The sequence below is a fragment of the Clavibacter sp. A6099 genome (assembly GCF_021919125.1).
Taxonomy (GTDB): domain Bacteria; phylum Actinomycetota; class Actinomycetes; order Actinomycetales; family Microbacteriaceae; genus Clavibacter; species Clavibacter seminis.
On record NZ_CP083439.1, the window covers coordinates 838,704 to 855,484 of the forward strand.

General features: G+C 73.5%; 7 protein-coding genes. All 7 read left to right on the forward strand.

All coding sequences use genetic code 11. The features are described from left to right. The first annotated feature begins 64 nt into the window (after positions 1 to 64). The 7 genes from KYT88_RS04070 (at position 65) to KYT88_RS04100 (ending at position 16,723) form a co-directional block, all read left to right on the forward strand. A complete protein-coding gene (locus KYT88_RS04070; RefSeq protein ID WP_051629268.1) occupies positions 65 to 2,695 on the forward strand; it encodes a right-handed parallel beta-helix repeat-containing protein in 2,631 nt (876 codons plus the stop codon). 295 nt (positions 2,696 to 2,990) lie between these two features. Beyond that, positions 2,991 to 5,612: a right-handed parallel beta-helix repeat-containing protein gene (locus KYT88_RS04075; RefSeq protein ID WP_043584752.1), complete on the forward strand. Its 2,622-nt coding sequence runs from the start codon at positions 2,991 to 2,993 to the stop codon at positions 5,610 to 5,612. 347 nt (positions 5,613 to 5,959) lie between these two features. Further along, complete coding sequence (locus KYT88_RS04080) at positions 5,960 to 7,504, forward strand: sugar transferase (RefSeq protein ID WP_081840907.1); 1,545 nt, start codon at positions 5,960 to 5,962, stop codon at positions 7,502 to 7,504. A gap of 1 nt (position 7,505) precedes the next feature. Further along, positions 7,506 to 8,738 (forward strand): DUF1972 domain-containing protein, encoded by a 1,233-nt coding sequence (locus KYT88_RS04085; RefSeq protein WP_043584753.1) that lies wholly within the window; start codon positions 7,506 to 7,508, stop codon positions 8,736 to 8,738. Further along, positions 8,735 to 9,538 carry a CDP-alcohol phosphatidyltransferase family protein gene (locus tag KYT88_RS04090; RefSeq protein ID WP_043584754.1) on the forward strand — a complete coding sequence of 268 codons (804 nt, stop codon included), beginning with the start codon at positions 8,735 to 8,737 and terminating at the stop codon, positions 9,536 to 9,538. Before KYT88_RS04085 ends, KYT88_RS04090 begins: the two co-directional genes overlap by 4 nt. Next, the gene (locus KYT88_RS04095; protein ID WP_043584757.1) at positions 9,535 to 10,776 is read left to right on the forward strand and encodes a glycosyltransferase; all 1,242 of its coding nucleotides are present in this window, start codon (positions 9,535 to 9,537) and stop codon (positions 10,774 to 10,776) included. Before KYT88_RS04090 ends, KYT88_RS04095 begins: the two co-directional genes overlap by 4 nt. Before the next feature lie 49 nt (positions 10,777 to 10,825). Then, positions 10,826 to 16,723, forward strand: coding sequence for a PKD domain-containing protein (locus KYT88_RS04100; RefSeq protein ID WP_043584759.1), 5,898 nt, complete (start codon positions 10,826 to 10,828; stop codon positions 16,721 to 16,723). Positions 16,724 to 16,781: the final 58 nt, after the last annotated feature.

Below are 16,781 nucleotides of genomic sequence, written 5' to 3' on the forward strand. Positions count from 1 at the left end.
CCACCCGTCTGGTGGGTTTTCATCAGCCCGTCTGACGGACCGATCCGAGCGAGGACCCGCCCGCATGCGCCACCGCACCCCACCCACCCGATCGATCCCCACCCGAACCGCCCGGCACGCCGCACCCGCATCCCGCCCCCGCCCCGCCCGCCACCTGATCGCGCTCGCCGTCGCCGTCGGCCTCGCCGTCCCGGCCGCGCTCGTCGCCCCGCAGACCGCGGGCGCCGCGACCGGGCAGGACCTCACCGCGGGCACCCCCGTCTTCTCCGACTCCTTCACCCGCAGCGCGACCGGGGGATGGGGCGCCGCCTCGGGCACCGGGGCGTACTCCTACGACGGCGTCTCCGCGTTCCGCGCGAACGGCGCCCAGGGCGTCATCGACCTCACCCGGGCGGGCACCGCCGCGTCGGCCGCCGTGCCGGTGGCGGCCCCCTTCGACAGCGAGACCACCGTGCGCGTGCTGATCCCGCGCGTCCCCGCGCAGGGCAACGGCGTCTACGCGGGCGTCCAGCAGCGCGTGACGGGCTCCTCCTACTACCAGTCGAGCGTGCGGGTCGACAGCGCCGGCGACGCGCGGCTCTCGGTCGTGCGCGTCACCGGATCCACCGCGGCGCAGTCCACCGTGGTCGGCGACACCGTCGTCGCCCGCGGCGTGGTGCCCGGCCGGGTGGTGACCATCCAGTCGCGCGTCTCCGGATCCACCGCGGTCGCGATCGACGCCCGCGCGTGGGTGGACGGCCAGGCCGTCCCCGGCTGGCAGGCCGCGGCCGTAGACACGAGCGCCTCACGCCTCGCCGCGGGGACGGGCACGCGCCTGTGGTCGTACCTCTCGAAGTCGTCCGGGCCGCAGCCGATCGCGTTCGACGACGTGGCGATCCGGCCGCTGACGGCGCCGGTCGCGGCACCCGCGCCGACGCCGACCCCGACGCCCGCTCCGACGACGCCCGCCCCCGCGCCCGGCACCGGATCCGGCTCGGGCACCGGATCCTCCGACGCCGAGCAGAGCGTCTCGCTCGGCGACGCGCGCACCGGCTCCGGCTCCGCGCCCGTCGGGTCCACGTCCTACGCGGTCCCCTCCGATGCGGTGTTCGTCGCGCCGAACGGCTCGAACAGCGGATCCGGATCGAAGTCCTCGCCGTACGCCACCATCCAGAAGGCCGTCGACGCCGCCCCCGCCGGGCGCACCGTCGTCGTCCGCGCGGGCAGCTACCACGAGTCGGTCGTGATGCCGCAGGGCAAGGCCCTCACGCTCCAGTCGTACCCGGGCGAGAAGGTGTGGCTCGACGGCAGCCGCCAGGTCTCCTCGTGGACCGCATCCGGATCCACCCGCTACGCCAGCGGCTGGACCGTCGCGTTCGACGCCAGCCCCACATACACGCGCGGCAAGCCCGACGGCACGGCGGTCGGCTGGCAGTTCGTCAACCCGGCGTACCCGATGGCCGCGCACCCCGACCAGGTGTGGATCGGGCAGACCGCCCAGAAGCAGGTCGCGTCGCGCGACAGGCTCGCCGCCGGCACGTTCTTCGTCGACACCGCGGCGGACCGCCTGTACCTCGGGTCGGATCCGGGCGGCCAGACGGTGCGCTCGAGCGACCTCGTGCAGGCGCTGAGCGTCCGCGGCGACGGCAGCACGGTGCGCGGCATCGGGATCCGCCGCTTCGCGCCCTCGGTGCCGGACCTCGGCGCGGTCGTCGTGCAGGCCCGGAACGTCACGGTCGAGAACCTCGTGATCACCGACAACGCCACCACGGGCCTCTCCATCACGGCGACCGGTGCGAAGGCGACGGCGCTCACCGTGGCCCGCAACGGCATGCTCGGGATGCACGCGAACTACGCCGACGGGCTGCGCGCCACGCGCCTCCTGGTGGCCGACAACAACACGGAGCGCTTCAACCGGGCGCCCGTGTCCGGCGGGTTCAAGATCACCCGCAGCCGCGACGTGGACGTCAAGGACAGCGCGATCCTCCGCAACGCCGGCAACGGCCTGTGGTTCGACGAGTCGGTCTACGACGCGAACGTCACCGGGAACGACGTGATGGACAACACCGGATCCGGCGTCGCGTTCGAGCTCTCCGCCACCATCGCGATCGTCGACAACGTCGTGGCCCGCAACGGCGAGGAGGGCGTCTGGATCGACGACACCGGCCACGTGGACATCTGGAACAACACGTTCGTCGCGAACGACCGCAACATCGACATCTCGCAGGGCACCCGTCGCGCGTCGAACCTCGCGACGCCCGGCCACGACCCCCGCCAGAAGCTGCCGGACCCCACCGTGACGTGGGTGGTGACCGACATCGACATCGCGAACAACGTGATGCAGGGATCCACCGGCAACGCCGTGCTGGCCGTCGAGGACCACTCGCATCAGCGCTCGGCCGGCCAGATGGGCATCACGACCTCCGGCAACGTGTACCAGCGCGACGCGGGGAACCGCCCGGGCTGGGCCGTGATCTGGTCGCGGGGCGCCGGCGATCCGGCCGTGTACGGATCCGTGCAGGCGTTCAGCGCCGCGACCGGCAACGACCGCACCGCGCTCGCGATCGACGGCCGCCCGGTCGTCGGCTCCGGCTTCCGGCTGACCGACGAGGTGCGCCGCGTCGAGACGCAGGTGGCGGTGCCGCTCATCGGCGCCGTCGCGGGCCTCATCGGCTGGCTGACCGGCGCGCGCGAGCTCGGGGCCGACGTGGGCTGATCCCGCGCGCACGCACGACAGGACGGGCCGATCCCAGTGGGGGTCGGCCGGTCCTGTCGTGCTCGGGCGTCCCCGCGCGGGGGCGCCGGTACTGCCGCCGGTAGGGGCGCCGGTAGGCCGGGAGGCGGAGCCAGGGCGGCGACCAGTGCGGCATCCGGCGGGATGAGTACGACTACTGGCCCCTGCGCCGCGACCGGCGAGCGGCCGCGACGGAACCTGGGACGAGCACCCACGAGCCCGTCCCCGGACGGGCATCCACCGCCATCCATCGTCTTGCCGACGCAAGGACCGTCCCATGAACGGCACGCCCCGCTCCCTCCGCCCCACCGCCCGCCCCCGGCACGCGATCGCGCTCGCGGTCGCCGCCGGGCTCGTCCTGCCCGCCGCGCTCGTCGCCGCCGGTCCCGCCGCCGCGGCGGGCGGCCAGGACCTGGTCGCGGGCGCCCCGGTCTTCTCCGATGCGTTCACGCGCAGCACGAGCGGCGGCTGGGGCACGGCCCCCGGCGCCGCGGCCTACGCCTACGACCTGCCGTCGGCGTTCCGCGTCAACGGGACGCAGGGCGTCGTCGACCTGCCGCGGTCCGGCGCCTCCGTCTCCGCGACGCTGCCGGCCGCGGTCTCCGCGGACGCGGAGGCGACGATGAAGGTGATGCTGCCGCGGATCCCGGCCGCGGGCGGCGGCGTCTACGCAGGGCTGCAGCAGCGGGTGACGGGCTCGTCGTACTACCAGACGAGCGTCCGCGTGGACCCGGCGGGGGACGCGCGGCTGTCCGTCGTGCGGGTGAACGGATCCACGGCCGCGCAGACCACCGTCGTGGGCGACGTCGTGGTGGCCCGCGGCGTGCTGCCGGGGAAGGTGCTCACCGTGCAGTCGCGCGTCTCGGGCTCGTCCGCGGTCGCCGTGGACGCCCGGGTCTGGGCGCAGGGCGCCGCCGTGCCCGCCTGGCAGGCGGCCGCGGTCGACTCGAGCGCCGCCCGTCTCGTCTCGGGATCCGCCACCCGCGTCTGGTCGTACCTCTCCTCGTCGTCGCCCACGCAGGCCGTCGCGTTCGACGACGTCACGGTCCGGCCGCTGACGAAGGCGGCATCGCCGACTCCGACGCCGACTCCGACGCCGACGCCCACCCCGACGCCCACCCCGACGCCCACGCCGACGCCGACGCCGACGCCGACCCCCACCCCGACCGCCCCCGCCCCGACCTCGTCCGACCCGGAGCAGGCGGTGCCCCACGGGGACGCGCGCCCCGGGACGGGATCCGGCGCCGCCGCGATCGGCACCACGACCTACCCGGCGCCCGCCGACGGCGTCTACGTGTCGCCCTCCGGCTCGGACGCGGGCGCGGGCACGAAGGCGTCCCCGTACGCGAGCATCCAGAAGGCCGTCGATGCCGCTCCGTCGGGACGCACGATCGTCGTCCGCGCCGGCACCTACCGCGAGACCGTCGTGATGCCCGCGGGCAAGGCGCTCACGCTGCAGTCGTACCCGGGCGAGGCGGTGTGGCTCGACGGGAGCCGCACGCTGACCTCGTGGACCGCATCCGGATCCACCCGCCACGCCGCCGGCTGGGACGTCACCTTCGACGCGAGCCCCACCTACACGCGCGGCGCGCCCGACGGCACGCGGGAGGGCTGGGCGTTCGTGGACCCGACGCGCCCGATGGCCGCGCACCCCGACCAGGTCTGGATCGGCCAGGCCGCCCAGCGCCAGGTCGCGTCGCTCGCGCAGGTGACCGCCGGCACGTTCTTCGTGGACACCGCCGCCGACCGCCTCTACCTCGGGTCGGATCCGGGGAGCCAGGCCGTGCGCGCCAGCGACCGCGTCAGCGCCCTGGCCGTCCGCGGCGACGGCAGCACCGTGCGGGGCCTCGGCATCCGACGCTACGCGCCGTCCGTCCCCGACATGGGCGCGGTCGTCGTCACCGGCAGGAACGTGACCCTCGCGGACGTCGCGATCACCGACAACGCGACCACGGGCCTCTCGGTCCAGGCGACCGACACGACCCTGCGGGCGGTGACCTCGGCGCGCAACGGCATGCTCGGGATCCACGCGAACCACGCCGACCGGCTCCGCGCCTCGCAGCTGCTGGTCGCGGACGACAACACCGAGGGCTTCAACCGGGCGCCCGTCTCGGGCGGGTTCAAGATCACCCGCAGCCGCGACGTGGACGTGACCGACAGCGTGTTCCTGCGGAGCGCCGGCAACGGCCTCTGGTTCGACGAGTCGGTCCACGACGCGACGGTGGCGGGGAACGACGTGCTGGCGAACACGGGCAACGGCGTCGTGTTCGAGCTCTCCGCGCAGCTCGCGTTCGTCGACAACGTCGCGGCCGGCAACGGAGCCGCGGGCCTCTGGATCGACGACTCCGGCCACGCGCAGGTCTGGGCCAACACCTTCTCGGGCAACAGGCGCGACGTCGACATCGCGCAGGGCACCCGGCGCGCGGCGAACCTGGGGGAGGCGGGCCACGACCCGCGGCAGCAGCTGCCGGATCCCACGGTCACGTGGATCGTGACCGACATCACCGTCGCGGACAACGTGATGCAGGGCAGCACCGGCAACGCGCTGCTCGCCGTGGAGGACCACTCGCACGAGCGCTCCGCCACGCAGATGGGGATCACGACGGCGGGCAACGTCTACCAGCGCGACGTCGCCTCGAGCCCCAGGTGGGCGATCGTGTGGGCCCGCGGTCCCGGCGACCCGGCCGTCCACGACACGGTCGGGGCGTTCACCGCGGCCACGGGGAACGACCGCACGAGCCTCGACGTCGTGGGGCGGAAGGCGCTCGGATCCGGCTGGCGGCTCACGAGCGAGATCCAGGCGCAGCAGGCGACGGTCGCCGTCGCGGTGCCCGCCGCCGTCGCGGCCCTGCGCGGCGTCGCGACCGGCGCCCGCGTGATCGGCGCGGCGGCCGGCTGAGGACGGCCGGACCGCGGTCGGGGGACATCCGTCCCCCGAAGGGGGACGGGCGACGGGGCTCGGGGTGCGTTTAGCATTGCCACCGTCACCACCCGCTGTTCACCCGTCGTACCCGCGATGGACGCTCTCGGACGAGGCCCACCCAGCCTGTCCATCCCGGAGCCGTGGACATGACGAGGTCTTCCCGGACCTCGACGCACCCCGCATCACCCACCTGTAACCCGAAACGCAGGCACACACCCGATGAACCCGTCATCGGCGCTGGACCGAGCCCGTCGGCCGCGCCTCCCCGCATCCACCCGACCCCACGACGCCCTCCGACCGCTCGACGCGCTGCCCGGCACGCGATGAGCACCACGAGGAACCGCCCCGCGACCCGGGGCGAGCGCACCCGCCTGCGCACCGAGCGCCGCTCGGCGCACCGCCCGATCATCGGATCCGGCGTCGCGCCCGCCGCACCCCCCGTCCCCTCGGGCCGCCGCTGGGCCCGCGACTACCGCACCCGCCTCATCGCGAGCGACTACGCGATCATCGTCGCCACCGTCCTCGTCGCCCAGCTCACGCGCTTCGGCACGGGGGACGCGGCGGTCGACGCGGGCTCGATGCAGCTCGACTACGGCATCGTCTCGGTGATCGTCGTGGCCGCGTGGATCGCCGTGCTCGGCGCGTTCCGCACCCGCGACGCCCGCATCGTGGGCGTGGGCGTCTCCGAGTACAAGCGGGTCGTCAACGCGTCGGCGATCACGTTCGGCTCGCTCGCGGTGGGCTTCCTGCTCCTCAAGGTCGACATCGCCCGCGGCTACGTCGTGCTGGCGTTCCCGCTGGGCGTCGTCGCGCTGCTCGTGAGCCGATGGACCTGGCGCCAGTGGCTCATCCGCCGCCGCGACCAGGGCGCGCACCTCTCCCGCGTGGTGGTCGTGGGCGCCCGGGCCGACGTGGAGGACGTGGCCGCGCAGATCCTGCTGCGCCCCGCATCGGGCTACACGGTCGTGGGCGTCGCGATCGACGACCACCTCGACGGCCTCGAGGTCGCCGGGCGCACGATCCCCGTCGTCTCCGACCTCGGATCCGTCGCCGCGGCCGCCGCCCGCACCGCCGCCGACGCCGTCATCGTCGCCAGCCAGCCGCGCGCCGGCAGCAACGCCGTCCGCACGCTCGGCTGGGAGCTCGAGGGCTCGTCGATCGAGCTCGTGCTCGCGTCGCGCCTCACGGACGTGGCGGGCCCGCGGATCCACTTCCGCCCGGTCGAGGGCCTCCCGCTCATCCACGTGGAGATCCCGCAGTTCGAGGGCGGGAAGCACGTGATGAAGCGCGCCCTCGACATCGCGGTGGCCGGCCTCGCGCTCGTGGTGCTCGCGCCGGTGATGCTCCTCATCGCCGTCGTCGTCCGCGTCGACAGCCCCGGCGGCGCCATCTTCCGCCAGGAGCGGGTGGGGAAGTCCGGCCAGGAGTTCCACATGCTCAAGTTCCGCTCGATGCGGGTCACCGCCGAGGCGGAGCTCGAGGCGCTGGCGGAGGCGAACGAGGGATCCGGGCCGCTGTTCAAGATGCGCAGCGACCCGCGCGTGACCCGCGTCGGCACCGTGCTCCGCCGCTACTCGCTCGACGAGCTGCCGCAGCTGTGGAACATCCTCGTCGGCGACATGAGCCTGGTGGGCCCGCGCCCGCCGCTGCGCCGCGAGGTGCAGGGCTACGAGAGCCACGTGCACCGCCGTCTGTTCATCAAGCCCGGCCTCACGGGCATGTGGCAGGTGAACGGCCGGAGCGACCTGAGCTGGGACGAGAGCGTCCGGCTCGACCTGTACTACGTCGAGAACTGGTCCCTGACCGGCGACGTGATGATCATGTGGCGCACCTTCCGTGTGCTCACCCGACCCGTAGGGGCTTACTGAAATGTCTGTGATCGAACCGCGTCGACTCCGCATCGCCATGGTCGGGACCCGGGGGGTCCCCGCCGCGTACGGCGGATTCGAGACCGCCATCGAGGAGATCGGGCAGCGCCTCGCCGCCCGCGGCCACGACGTCACCGTGTACTGCCGCTCCGCGAACCGCGCGCGCCCGCGCACCCACCTCGGCATGACGCTCGTGCACCTGCCCGCGCTCAAGACCAAGTCGATCGAGACGCTCAGCCACACCGCGCTGTCCGCGATCCACCTGGCCTTCGGCAAGGCCCAGGACGCGGCCTTCGTGTTCAACGCCGCCAATGCGCCGTTCGTCCCCCTCATCCGCTCGCGCGGCACGGCCACGGCCGTGCACGTGGACGGCCTCGAGTGGAAGCGCGGCAAGTGGGGCCGCATGGGCAAGAGGTACTACCGCATCGCCGAGCAGATGGCCGTGAAGAACGCCGACGCGCTCATCTCGGACGCGCAGGGCATCGCCGACTACTACGACCACGAGTTCGGGATCCCCACGGAGCTGCTCACCTACGGCGCCAACATCCTGCGCGACCCCGCGAGCGACCGCCTCGCCGAGCTCGGCCTCGAGCCCGGCCAGTACCACCTCGTCGTCGCGCGCTTCGAGCCGGAGAACCACGTCGACGTGATCGTCGACGGGTACACCGCGTCGGACGCGACCCTGCCGCTCGTCGTCGTCGGATCCGCGCCGTACTCCGCCGCGTACACCGACCGCATCGAGCAGGTCGCCACCGCCGACCCCCGCATCCAGCGCCTCGGCGGGGTGTGGGACCAGGAGCAGCTCGACCAGCTCTACGCCCACGCGCTCACCTACATCCACGGCCACTCGGTCGGCGGCACCAACCCGTCGCTGCTGCGCGCCATGGGCGCCGCGACCGCGACGCTCGCCAACGACAACGTCTTCAACCGCGACGTGCTCGGCGAGGACGGCCGCTTCTGGTCGGACGCCGCCGGCGTCGCCGCGCTCGTCGAGGGCGCGGAGGCCGCGGCCGACGAGGCCGTCGCGATCGGCCGCCGCCTGCAGGAGCGCGCCGAGGAGACCTACGACTGGGACGCCATCGCCGACGGCTACGAGGAGCTCGCGGCGCGCATGACGCGCGGCTACTCCACGCACGGGATGAGCCGCGGGATCCGCTCGGCCACCCGCTGGGAGCCGGAGCTGCGCGCGAGCGACGCCGGCCGCACGTCCTTCCTCCTCGAGGAGAGCCGATGACCGCCGCCGCCGATCCGCGCGCCGAGTCCTACCTCGACGTCGTCCGCCGCCTGGCGTCCGCCCAGAAGAAGGCGGCGCGCGGCGCGCCCGCGTACTCGATCCGCGTCAACCGCCCGGCCGGCCGTCTGCTCGCCGCGTGGGCGTTCCGTGCCGGGCTGACCCCGAACCAGGTGACCGCGATCAGCGCGGCTTTCACGTTCACGGGGATCGCGCTCGTCGCGCTCGTGGAGCCCGCCGCCTGGCTCGGCATCGCCGTGTGGCTGCTGCTCGCCGTGGGCTACGCGTTCGACTCGGCCGACGGCCAGGTCGCGCGCCTCCGCGGCGGCGGCTCGCTCTCCGGCGAGTGGCTCGACCACGTCGTCGACTGCATCAAGATCTCGTCGCTGCACCTCGCGGTGCTCGTGTCGATGTTCCGCTGGCCCGCCACGGACTCCGACGCGTGGCTGCTCGTGCCGATCGTCTACGCGATCGTGGCCGCCGCGAGCTTCTTCGCGATGATCCTCAACGACCAGCTCAAGCGCGTGCACCAGGTCTCGGGCGCCACGGCCCCCGACGCCGGCCGCTCGACGCTCCTGCGCTCGCTGCTCGTGATCCCCACCGACTACGGCTTCCTCTGCATCGTGTTCGCGCTGCTCGGCGCCCCGGTCGTCTTCCTCGCGGTCTACGCGCTGATGATGCTGGCCAACGCCGGGCACCTCGCCCTCGCGTCGGTGAAGTGGTTCCGCGACATGGGAGCGCTCGACGCGCGCCGTGCCGAGTCCGCCGCGTCGTCCGCCGCATCCGCGCGGGTGCCCGCGTGACCGCATTCGCCGGCGTCGAGCACGCGCTCGCGCAGGGCGACGCGGACGGGGCCGACCTCCGGGGCCGCACGATCCTCGTCGCGCACCCGAGCGCCGAGCTGTACGGATCCGACCGCGTGCTGCTCGAGAGCGTCGCGGGCCTCGTGTCCGCGGGCGCCCGCACCGTCGTGACCCTGCCGTCGGACGGCCCGCTCGTCGCCGCGCTCACGAGCGTCGGCGCGACCGTGCACCGCGCCCCGACGCCCGTGCTCCGCAAGAGCATGCTGCGCCCGCGCGGCTTCGCGGCCCTCGTCGGCCAGTCCGTCCGCGGCCTGTCCGCGGGCCTCGGCCTCGTGCGGCGCGAGCGCCCCGACGCCGTGTACGTCAACACCGTCACGATCCCGCTCTGGATCCTCGTCGGCCGCCTCGCCGGCCGCCCCGTCCTCGCGCACGTGCACGAGGCGGAGGGATCCGCGTCGCGCGCCGTCGGGACCGCGCTCGCCCTGCCGCTCGCGCTCGCCACGAGCGTGGTCGCGAACAGCCGCTACAGCGTCGACGTGCTCGCCCGCGCCCTCCCGCGGGTCGCCCGCCGCGCCCAGGTCGTCTACAACGGGGTGCCCGGCCCCGCCGCGGTCCAGCCCGCGCGCGCCGCGCTCGACGGGGGCCTCCGGGTCCTCTACGTCGGCCGGCTCTCCGACCGCAAGGGCGTGGACGTCGCCGTCGACGCGATCGTCGAGCTCCGCGACCGCGGTGCCGACGCGTCCCTCGACATCGTGGGTGCCGTCTTCCCCGGCTACGAGGCCTACGAGGAGCAGCTGCGCACGACGATCCGCGTGCTCGACCTCGAGGACCGCATCACGCTGCACGGCTTCCACGCCGACGTCACCCCGTTCGTGGCCGCCGCCGACGCGTGCGTCGTGCCCTCCCGCGTGGACGAGCCGTTCGGCAACACCGCCGTCGAGGCGCTGCTGGCCGCGCGGCCCGTGGTCGTCAGCGACACCTCCGGCCTCCGCGAGGCCGCCGGCGGATACGAGTCGGCGCAGCTGGTGCCGCCCGCGGATCCGGCCGCCCTCGCCGACGCCCTCCAGTCCATCGCGGCGGACTGGGACGCGTACCGCGCCCGGGCCGCGCGCGACCGCTTCCGCGCCGAGCACCGGCACGGACCCGAGCTCTACCGGCAGCGCATCGCGCGGTCGGTGGGCACGATGCTCAGCGCCACGACGCGCGTCGGCAGCCCCCGACCGGCCAGCGACCGCTGACCACCGGCACCCTCCCTCACCCGCTCCACCCACCCGAAGCAAGGACGAAATGAGCATCCTCTCCTCCGCGGGACGTCGCCTGGCCGCGATGACCGCGGCCGCCGCGGTCATCCTGTCCGCGGTCGTCGTCGCGCAGCCCGCGATGGCGGACTCCGCGCCGGTCGACCCGACCGACCCGAAGACGCCCGTCACGGTCACCGCCGACCCGCTGCCCACGACCCAGATCGACGGCGTCGCCTGGTCGCAGGTCGTCGTCGGCAACACGGTCTACGTGGCCGGCAAGTTCCAGAACGCGCGCCCCGCGGGCGCCGCGGCCGGCACGAACCTCACGCCCCGCAGCAACCTGCTCGCGTACGACATCCGCACCGGCGCGCTCATCACGTCCTTCGCGCCGAAGCTCAACGCGCAGGCGCTCTCCGTCACCGCGTCGCCCGACGGATCCCGGATCTACGTGGTCGGCGACTTCACCGACATCGACGGCCAGGGCTACTACCGCGCCGCGGCGTTCAGCACCGCGACCGGCAAGATCATCCCGACGTTCCGCCCCATCATGGGCAGCCAGACCCGCACGGTGAGCGCCTCGAACGACACCGTGTACCTCGGCGGCACCTTCCAGAGCGTCAACGGCGCCGCTCGGAAGTACCTCGCCGCGGTGTCCGCGACGAACGGCCAGAACACGGCCTTCGTCGCGGATGCGGACACCGTCGTGGACGCGCTCACCCTCACGAAGGACGCGTCCAAGCTCATCGTCGGCGGCCGCTTCACGCAGCTCAGCGGCACCCCGACCTACGGGCTCGGCGCGGTGGATCCCGCCTCGGGCGCGTCGCTCCCGTGGGCCGCGAACCAGCAGGTCAAGAACGCCGGCGCGGAGTCCTCCATCACGAGCCTGTACGCGACCGACGACCGGGTCTACGGATCCGGCTACACGTTCGGCGCCGGCGGCAACCTCGAGGGCGCCTTCTCGGCCGACCCGAACACGGGCGTCGTCACCTGGGTCGAGGACTGCCACGGCGACACCTACTCGGTCTTCGCCACGAGCAAGGTCGCGTACGTCGCGGGCCACCCGCACTACTGCGGCAACATCGGCGGCTTCCCGCAGACCGAGCCGTGGACCTTCCAGCACAGCCTCGCCTTCTCGAAGACCGCGACCGGCACGGCCACGGCCGACCCGTACGGCTACGCGAACTGGGCGGGCACGCCCTCCCCGTCGCTGCTCAACTGGTTCCCGAAGTACGTCACGGGATCCTTCACCGGCCAGGGCCAGGCGGCCTGGAGCGTCAACGGCAACGAGGACTACATCGTCGTCGGCGGCGAGTTCCCGTTCGTGAACACCACCGCGCAGCAGGGCCTCGTCCGCTACGCGATGGCGAAGGACGCCCCCAACAAGGTCGGCCCGAACGGCAACGACCAGCTCGTCCCGAAGGCGATCTCGTACACGAAGGGCGAGGCCCGCGTCTCGTGGCAGGCCACCTTCGACCGCGACAGCTCCCGCCTCACCTACAAGGTGATCCGCGACGGCAAGACCGCGACGCCCGTCTACCAGGTCACGCAGGACTCGACCTTCTGGCAGCGTCCGTCGATGGGCTTCATCGACAAGGGCCTCGCGCCCGGCAGCTCGCACACCTACAAGGTCGTGGTGACCGACGCGGCCGGGAACTCCACCGACCGCAACGGCGCCTCTCCCGTCACCATCACCGACCAGTCGGGCAGCGACGCCTACGCGACGAGCGTGAAGGACGACGGCGCGACCGCGTACTACCCGCTCGACGAGAAGGACGGCACCGCCGGCCTCGACCACGTCGCGTTCGAGGACCTCCGCGTCGACAACGCCGCACGCGGCGCCGCGGGCCCGATCGACGGATCCACCGCCACCACCTTCTCCGGCCAGGACGGGTCCTTCGCGGTCACGCCCCAGGCGTTGCAGGCGCCGAACACCTTCAGCGTGGAGTCGTGGGTCAGGACGACCTCGACCTCGGGCGGCAAGGTCGTCGGCTTCGGCGGCAGCAGCACGGGCACGTCGAACAACTACGACCGCATGGTCTACCTCGACAACGACGGCCGCGTCCTCTTCGGCGTGTACACCGGCGCCACCCAGACCCTCGCCTCGGCCCCCGGGTTCAACGACGGCAAGTGGCACCAGATCGTCGCCACCATGGGCGCCGAGGGCATGAAGCTGTTCGTCGACGGCAAGCTCGCCGGCCAGCGCGCGGACACGACCCAGGGCCAGGACTACAAGGGCTTCTGGCGCGTCGGAGGCGACAACCTCGGCGGCTGGCCCAACCAGCCCCGGAGCTACTACCTCGCCGGCGACATCGCGCAGGTCGCGGTCTACCCGACCGCCCTCACGCGCGCCGACGTGGTCGACCACCTGGTCGCCTCCGGCCGCACCTCGCCCATCCCCGCGGCCCCGACGGACACGTACGGCAAGGCCGTCTACGCGGCCGACCCGTCCTCCTACTGGCGCCTCGACGACGCCGACGGCTCGTCGACGCTCAAGGACGCGGGCCAGAACGACGTCGGCGCGAACGTCGGACGCAACGTGCGCTTCGGCCAGGCGGGCGCCCTCACGGGTCCCGTCGGCCAGGCGGCCGCGTTCTCGGACAGCATCGCGGTGAGCCAGCAGCGGGTCTCCAATCCCACGACGTACTCGCTCGAGATGTGGTTCCAGACGACCACCACGCGCGGCGGCAAGCTGATCGGCTTCGGCGACAACGCCGATCCGTTCAACTTCTCCGGCAACTACGACCGTCACGTCTACATGCAGGACGACGGACGCCTGCAGTTCGGCGTCTGGACCGGCCAGAGCAACCTCGCCACCTCCGACCGCGCGTACAACGACGGCCAGTGGCACCACATGGTCGCGTCGCAGGGATCCGACGGCCTGAAGCTCTACGTGGACGGCGACCTCGTCGGCCAGAACGGCCAGACGCAGGCTCAGGGCTACGACGGCTACTGGCGCATCGGCGGCGACAACACGTGGGGCTCCTCCAGCGGCACCTTCGAGGGCCGCATGGACGAGGTCGCGGTGTACCCGACCGTGCTCACGCCCACCGCGGTCGCGACGCACTACTCGCTCGGGACCAGCGGCCGCGTGCCGAACCAGGCCCCGAAGGCCGCGTTCGCGCAGACCGCCGACTTCCTGACGGCGTCGTTCGACGCGGCCGGATCCACCGACGCCGACGGCACGATCACGGGCTACGCCTGGGACTTCGGCGACGGCGTCCAGGCGTCCGGCGCGCAGCAGTCGCACACGTTCGCCGAGGCCGGCACCTACGCGGTGTCGCTCACGGTGACGGACGACCGCGGCGCGACGAATCGCACGCAGCAGGACGTCACGGTGAAGGCGGCCCCCGCCAACATCGCGCCGACCGCCGTCGTGACGGCCACCGCGACCGACCTCACGGCGAAGCTCGACGGATCCGCGTCCACGGACGCCGACGGCACCGTGGCCTCCTACGCGTGGGACTTCGGCGACGGCCGCACGGGCACCGGCCCGACCCCGACGCACGCCTACTCCGCGGCCGGCACCTACACGGTGGCGCTGACGGTCACGGACGACAAGGGCCTCACGGGCACCGCGTCCACGCAGGTGACGGTGGCGGCGCCCCCGGTCAACCGGGAGCCCACCGCGGTCATCGCGTCGACCACCGCGGATCTCGTCGCGAACCTCGACGGCCGCGCATCCAGCGACCCGGACGGCACCATCGCGTCCTGGGCGTGGGAGTTCGGCGACGGCACGACCGGCACCGGGGCGTCCATCGCCCACCCGTACGCGACGGCCGGGACCTACCAGGTCGCGCTCACGGTGACGGACGACAAGGGGGCCACCGGTCGCACGACCGCGACCGTCACGGTCACCGCCCCGCCCGTGAACCAGGCGCCCGTCGCCCGGTTCACGAGCACGGCGGCGAACCTCGTCGCCTCGCTCGACGCCTCCGCGTCGAGCGACTCCGACGGCACCGTGGCGTCCTACGCCTGGGCCTTCGGCGACGGGACCACCGGCACGGGCCGCACCACGACCCACGCCTACGCGGCCGCCGGCACCTTCGCGGTGTCGCTCACGGTCACGGACGACAAGGGCCTCGCCACGACGACCACCTCGCCGGTGACCGTCCAGGCGCCCGCGTCGAACGTGCTCGCGCAGGACTCGTTCGGCCGCGCGGTCGCGACGGGCTGGGGCACGGCCGACCTCGGCGGCGCCTGGCGCGTCACCGGCGGCACCAACATCGTCAAGGTGCAGGACGGCACGGGCCAGGTCGTCTCCCCGAAGGGCGAGACCCGCACGATGACCCTCGACGCGGTCTCCACCACGTCGTCGGACGTCAGCGCGACCTTCTCGCTCGACGCGGTCCCGACCGGCGGCGGCTCCTACACGCGGGTCAACTCGCGCCAGGTCGGGTCGGCGTTCTACCAGACGCAGGTCTGGATCAAGGCGACCGGGCAGATCCAGCTGGTGCAGTCGGAGGGGGCGACGACCATCGGGTCGTACATCCTCCCCGGCACGACCTACCGGGCCGGCCAGCAGCTCCGCGTCCGCGTCCTGACGACCGGCACCTCGCCGACCACCGTCAAGGCCAAGGTGTGGGTCGCCGGCCAGGCCGAGCCCGCCGCGTGGCAGACGAGCGTCACCAGCTCGACCGCCGCGCTGCAGGCCGCCGGGTCCGTCGGGATCCAGACCTACCTCTCGGGGTCGGCGACGGCTCCCGTCACGACGCGGTTCGACGACCTGGTCGTCAGCCGCGACGGCCAGGCGCCCGCACCGGTTCCGGCCAACCAGGCCCCGACGGCGGCGTTCACGTCGACCGCCAAGGACCTGACCGCCTCGTTCGACGGATCCACCTCGACCGACGCCGACGGCACGGTCGCCTCGTACGCCTGGGCGTTCGGGGACGGCACGACGGGCACCGGCAAGACGGTCGACCACGCCTACGCCAAGGCCGGCACGTACACGGTGTCGCTCACGGTGACGGACGACAAGGGCCTGGCCTCGGCGAAGAAGGACGGCACGGTCACGGTGACCGCGCCGGTCGTCGCCCCGCCGGTGAACCAGGCCCCGACCGCGGCGTTCACGTCGACGGCCAAGGACCTGACGGCCTCGTTCGACGGATCCACGTCGACGGACGCCGACGGCACCGTCGCCTCGTACGCCTGGGCGTTCGGGGACGGCACGACGGGCACCGGGAAGACCGTCGACCACGCCTACGCCAAGGCCGGCACCTACACGGTGTCGCTCACGGTGACGGACGACAAGGGCCTCGCGTCGGCGAAGAAGGACGGCACGGTCACGGTGACCGCGCCGGTCGTCGCTCCGCCCGCCGCCGGGATCCTCGCGCAGGACACCTTCACCCGCACCGCCTCGAACGGCTGGGGCACGGCGGAGACCGGGGGCGCCTGGCGCATCACCGGCAACGCGTCGATCCTCAAGGTGGCGGACGGGAAGGCGCAGGTCACGAGCCCCGCCGGCGAGACCCGCACCGCGAGCCTCGACGCCGTGAGCACCACCGCATCGGACGCGCAGGTGAGCTTCGCGCTCGACAGAGTGCCCACGGGCGGCGGCGCGTACGTGCGGATCAACTCGCGCCAGGTCGGCACGTCGTACTACCAGACGCAGGTCTGGGTGCGGTCGACCGGCCAGGTCATGATCGTGCAGTCCGAGAACGGCACCAACCTGAAGTCGGTGGTCGTCCCGAACGTCACGTACACGGCCGGGCAGCAGCTGCGGGTCCGCGTGCAGGTCACGGGCACGTCGCCCACCACGATGAACGCGAAGGTCTGGCCCGTCGGCCAGGCCGAGCCGACCGCGTGGCAGTCGACGACGACCGGGACCCTGGCCGCCCTGCAGACCGCGGGCACGTTCGGGATCCAGACGTACCTGTCGAGCTCGGCCGCCGGGCCCGTCGCGTTCACGCTCGACGACCTCGTGGTCACGGACGGCACGGCTCGATGACCTGAGTCCGGAACCACGCGCCCCGACGGGCGGGTCCCCGCGGACCCGCCCGCCGGGG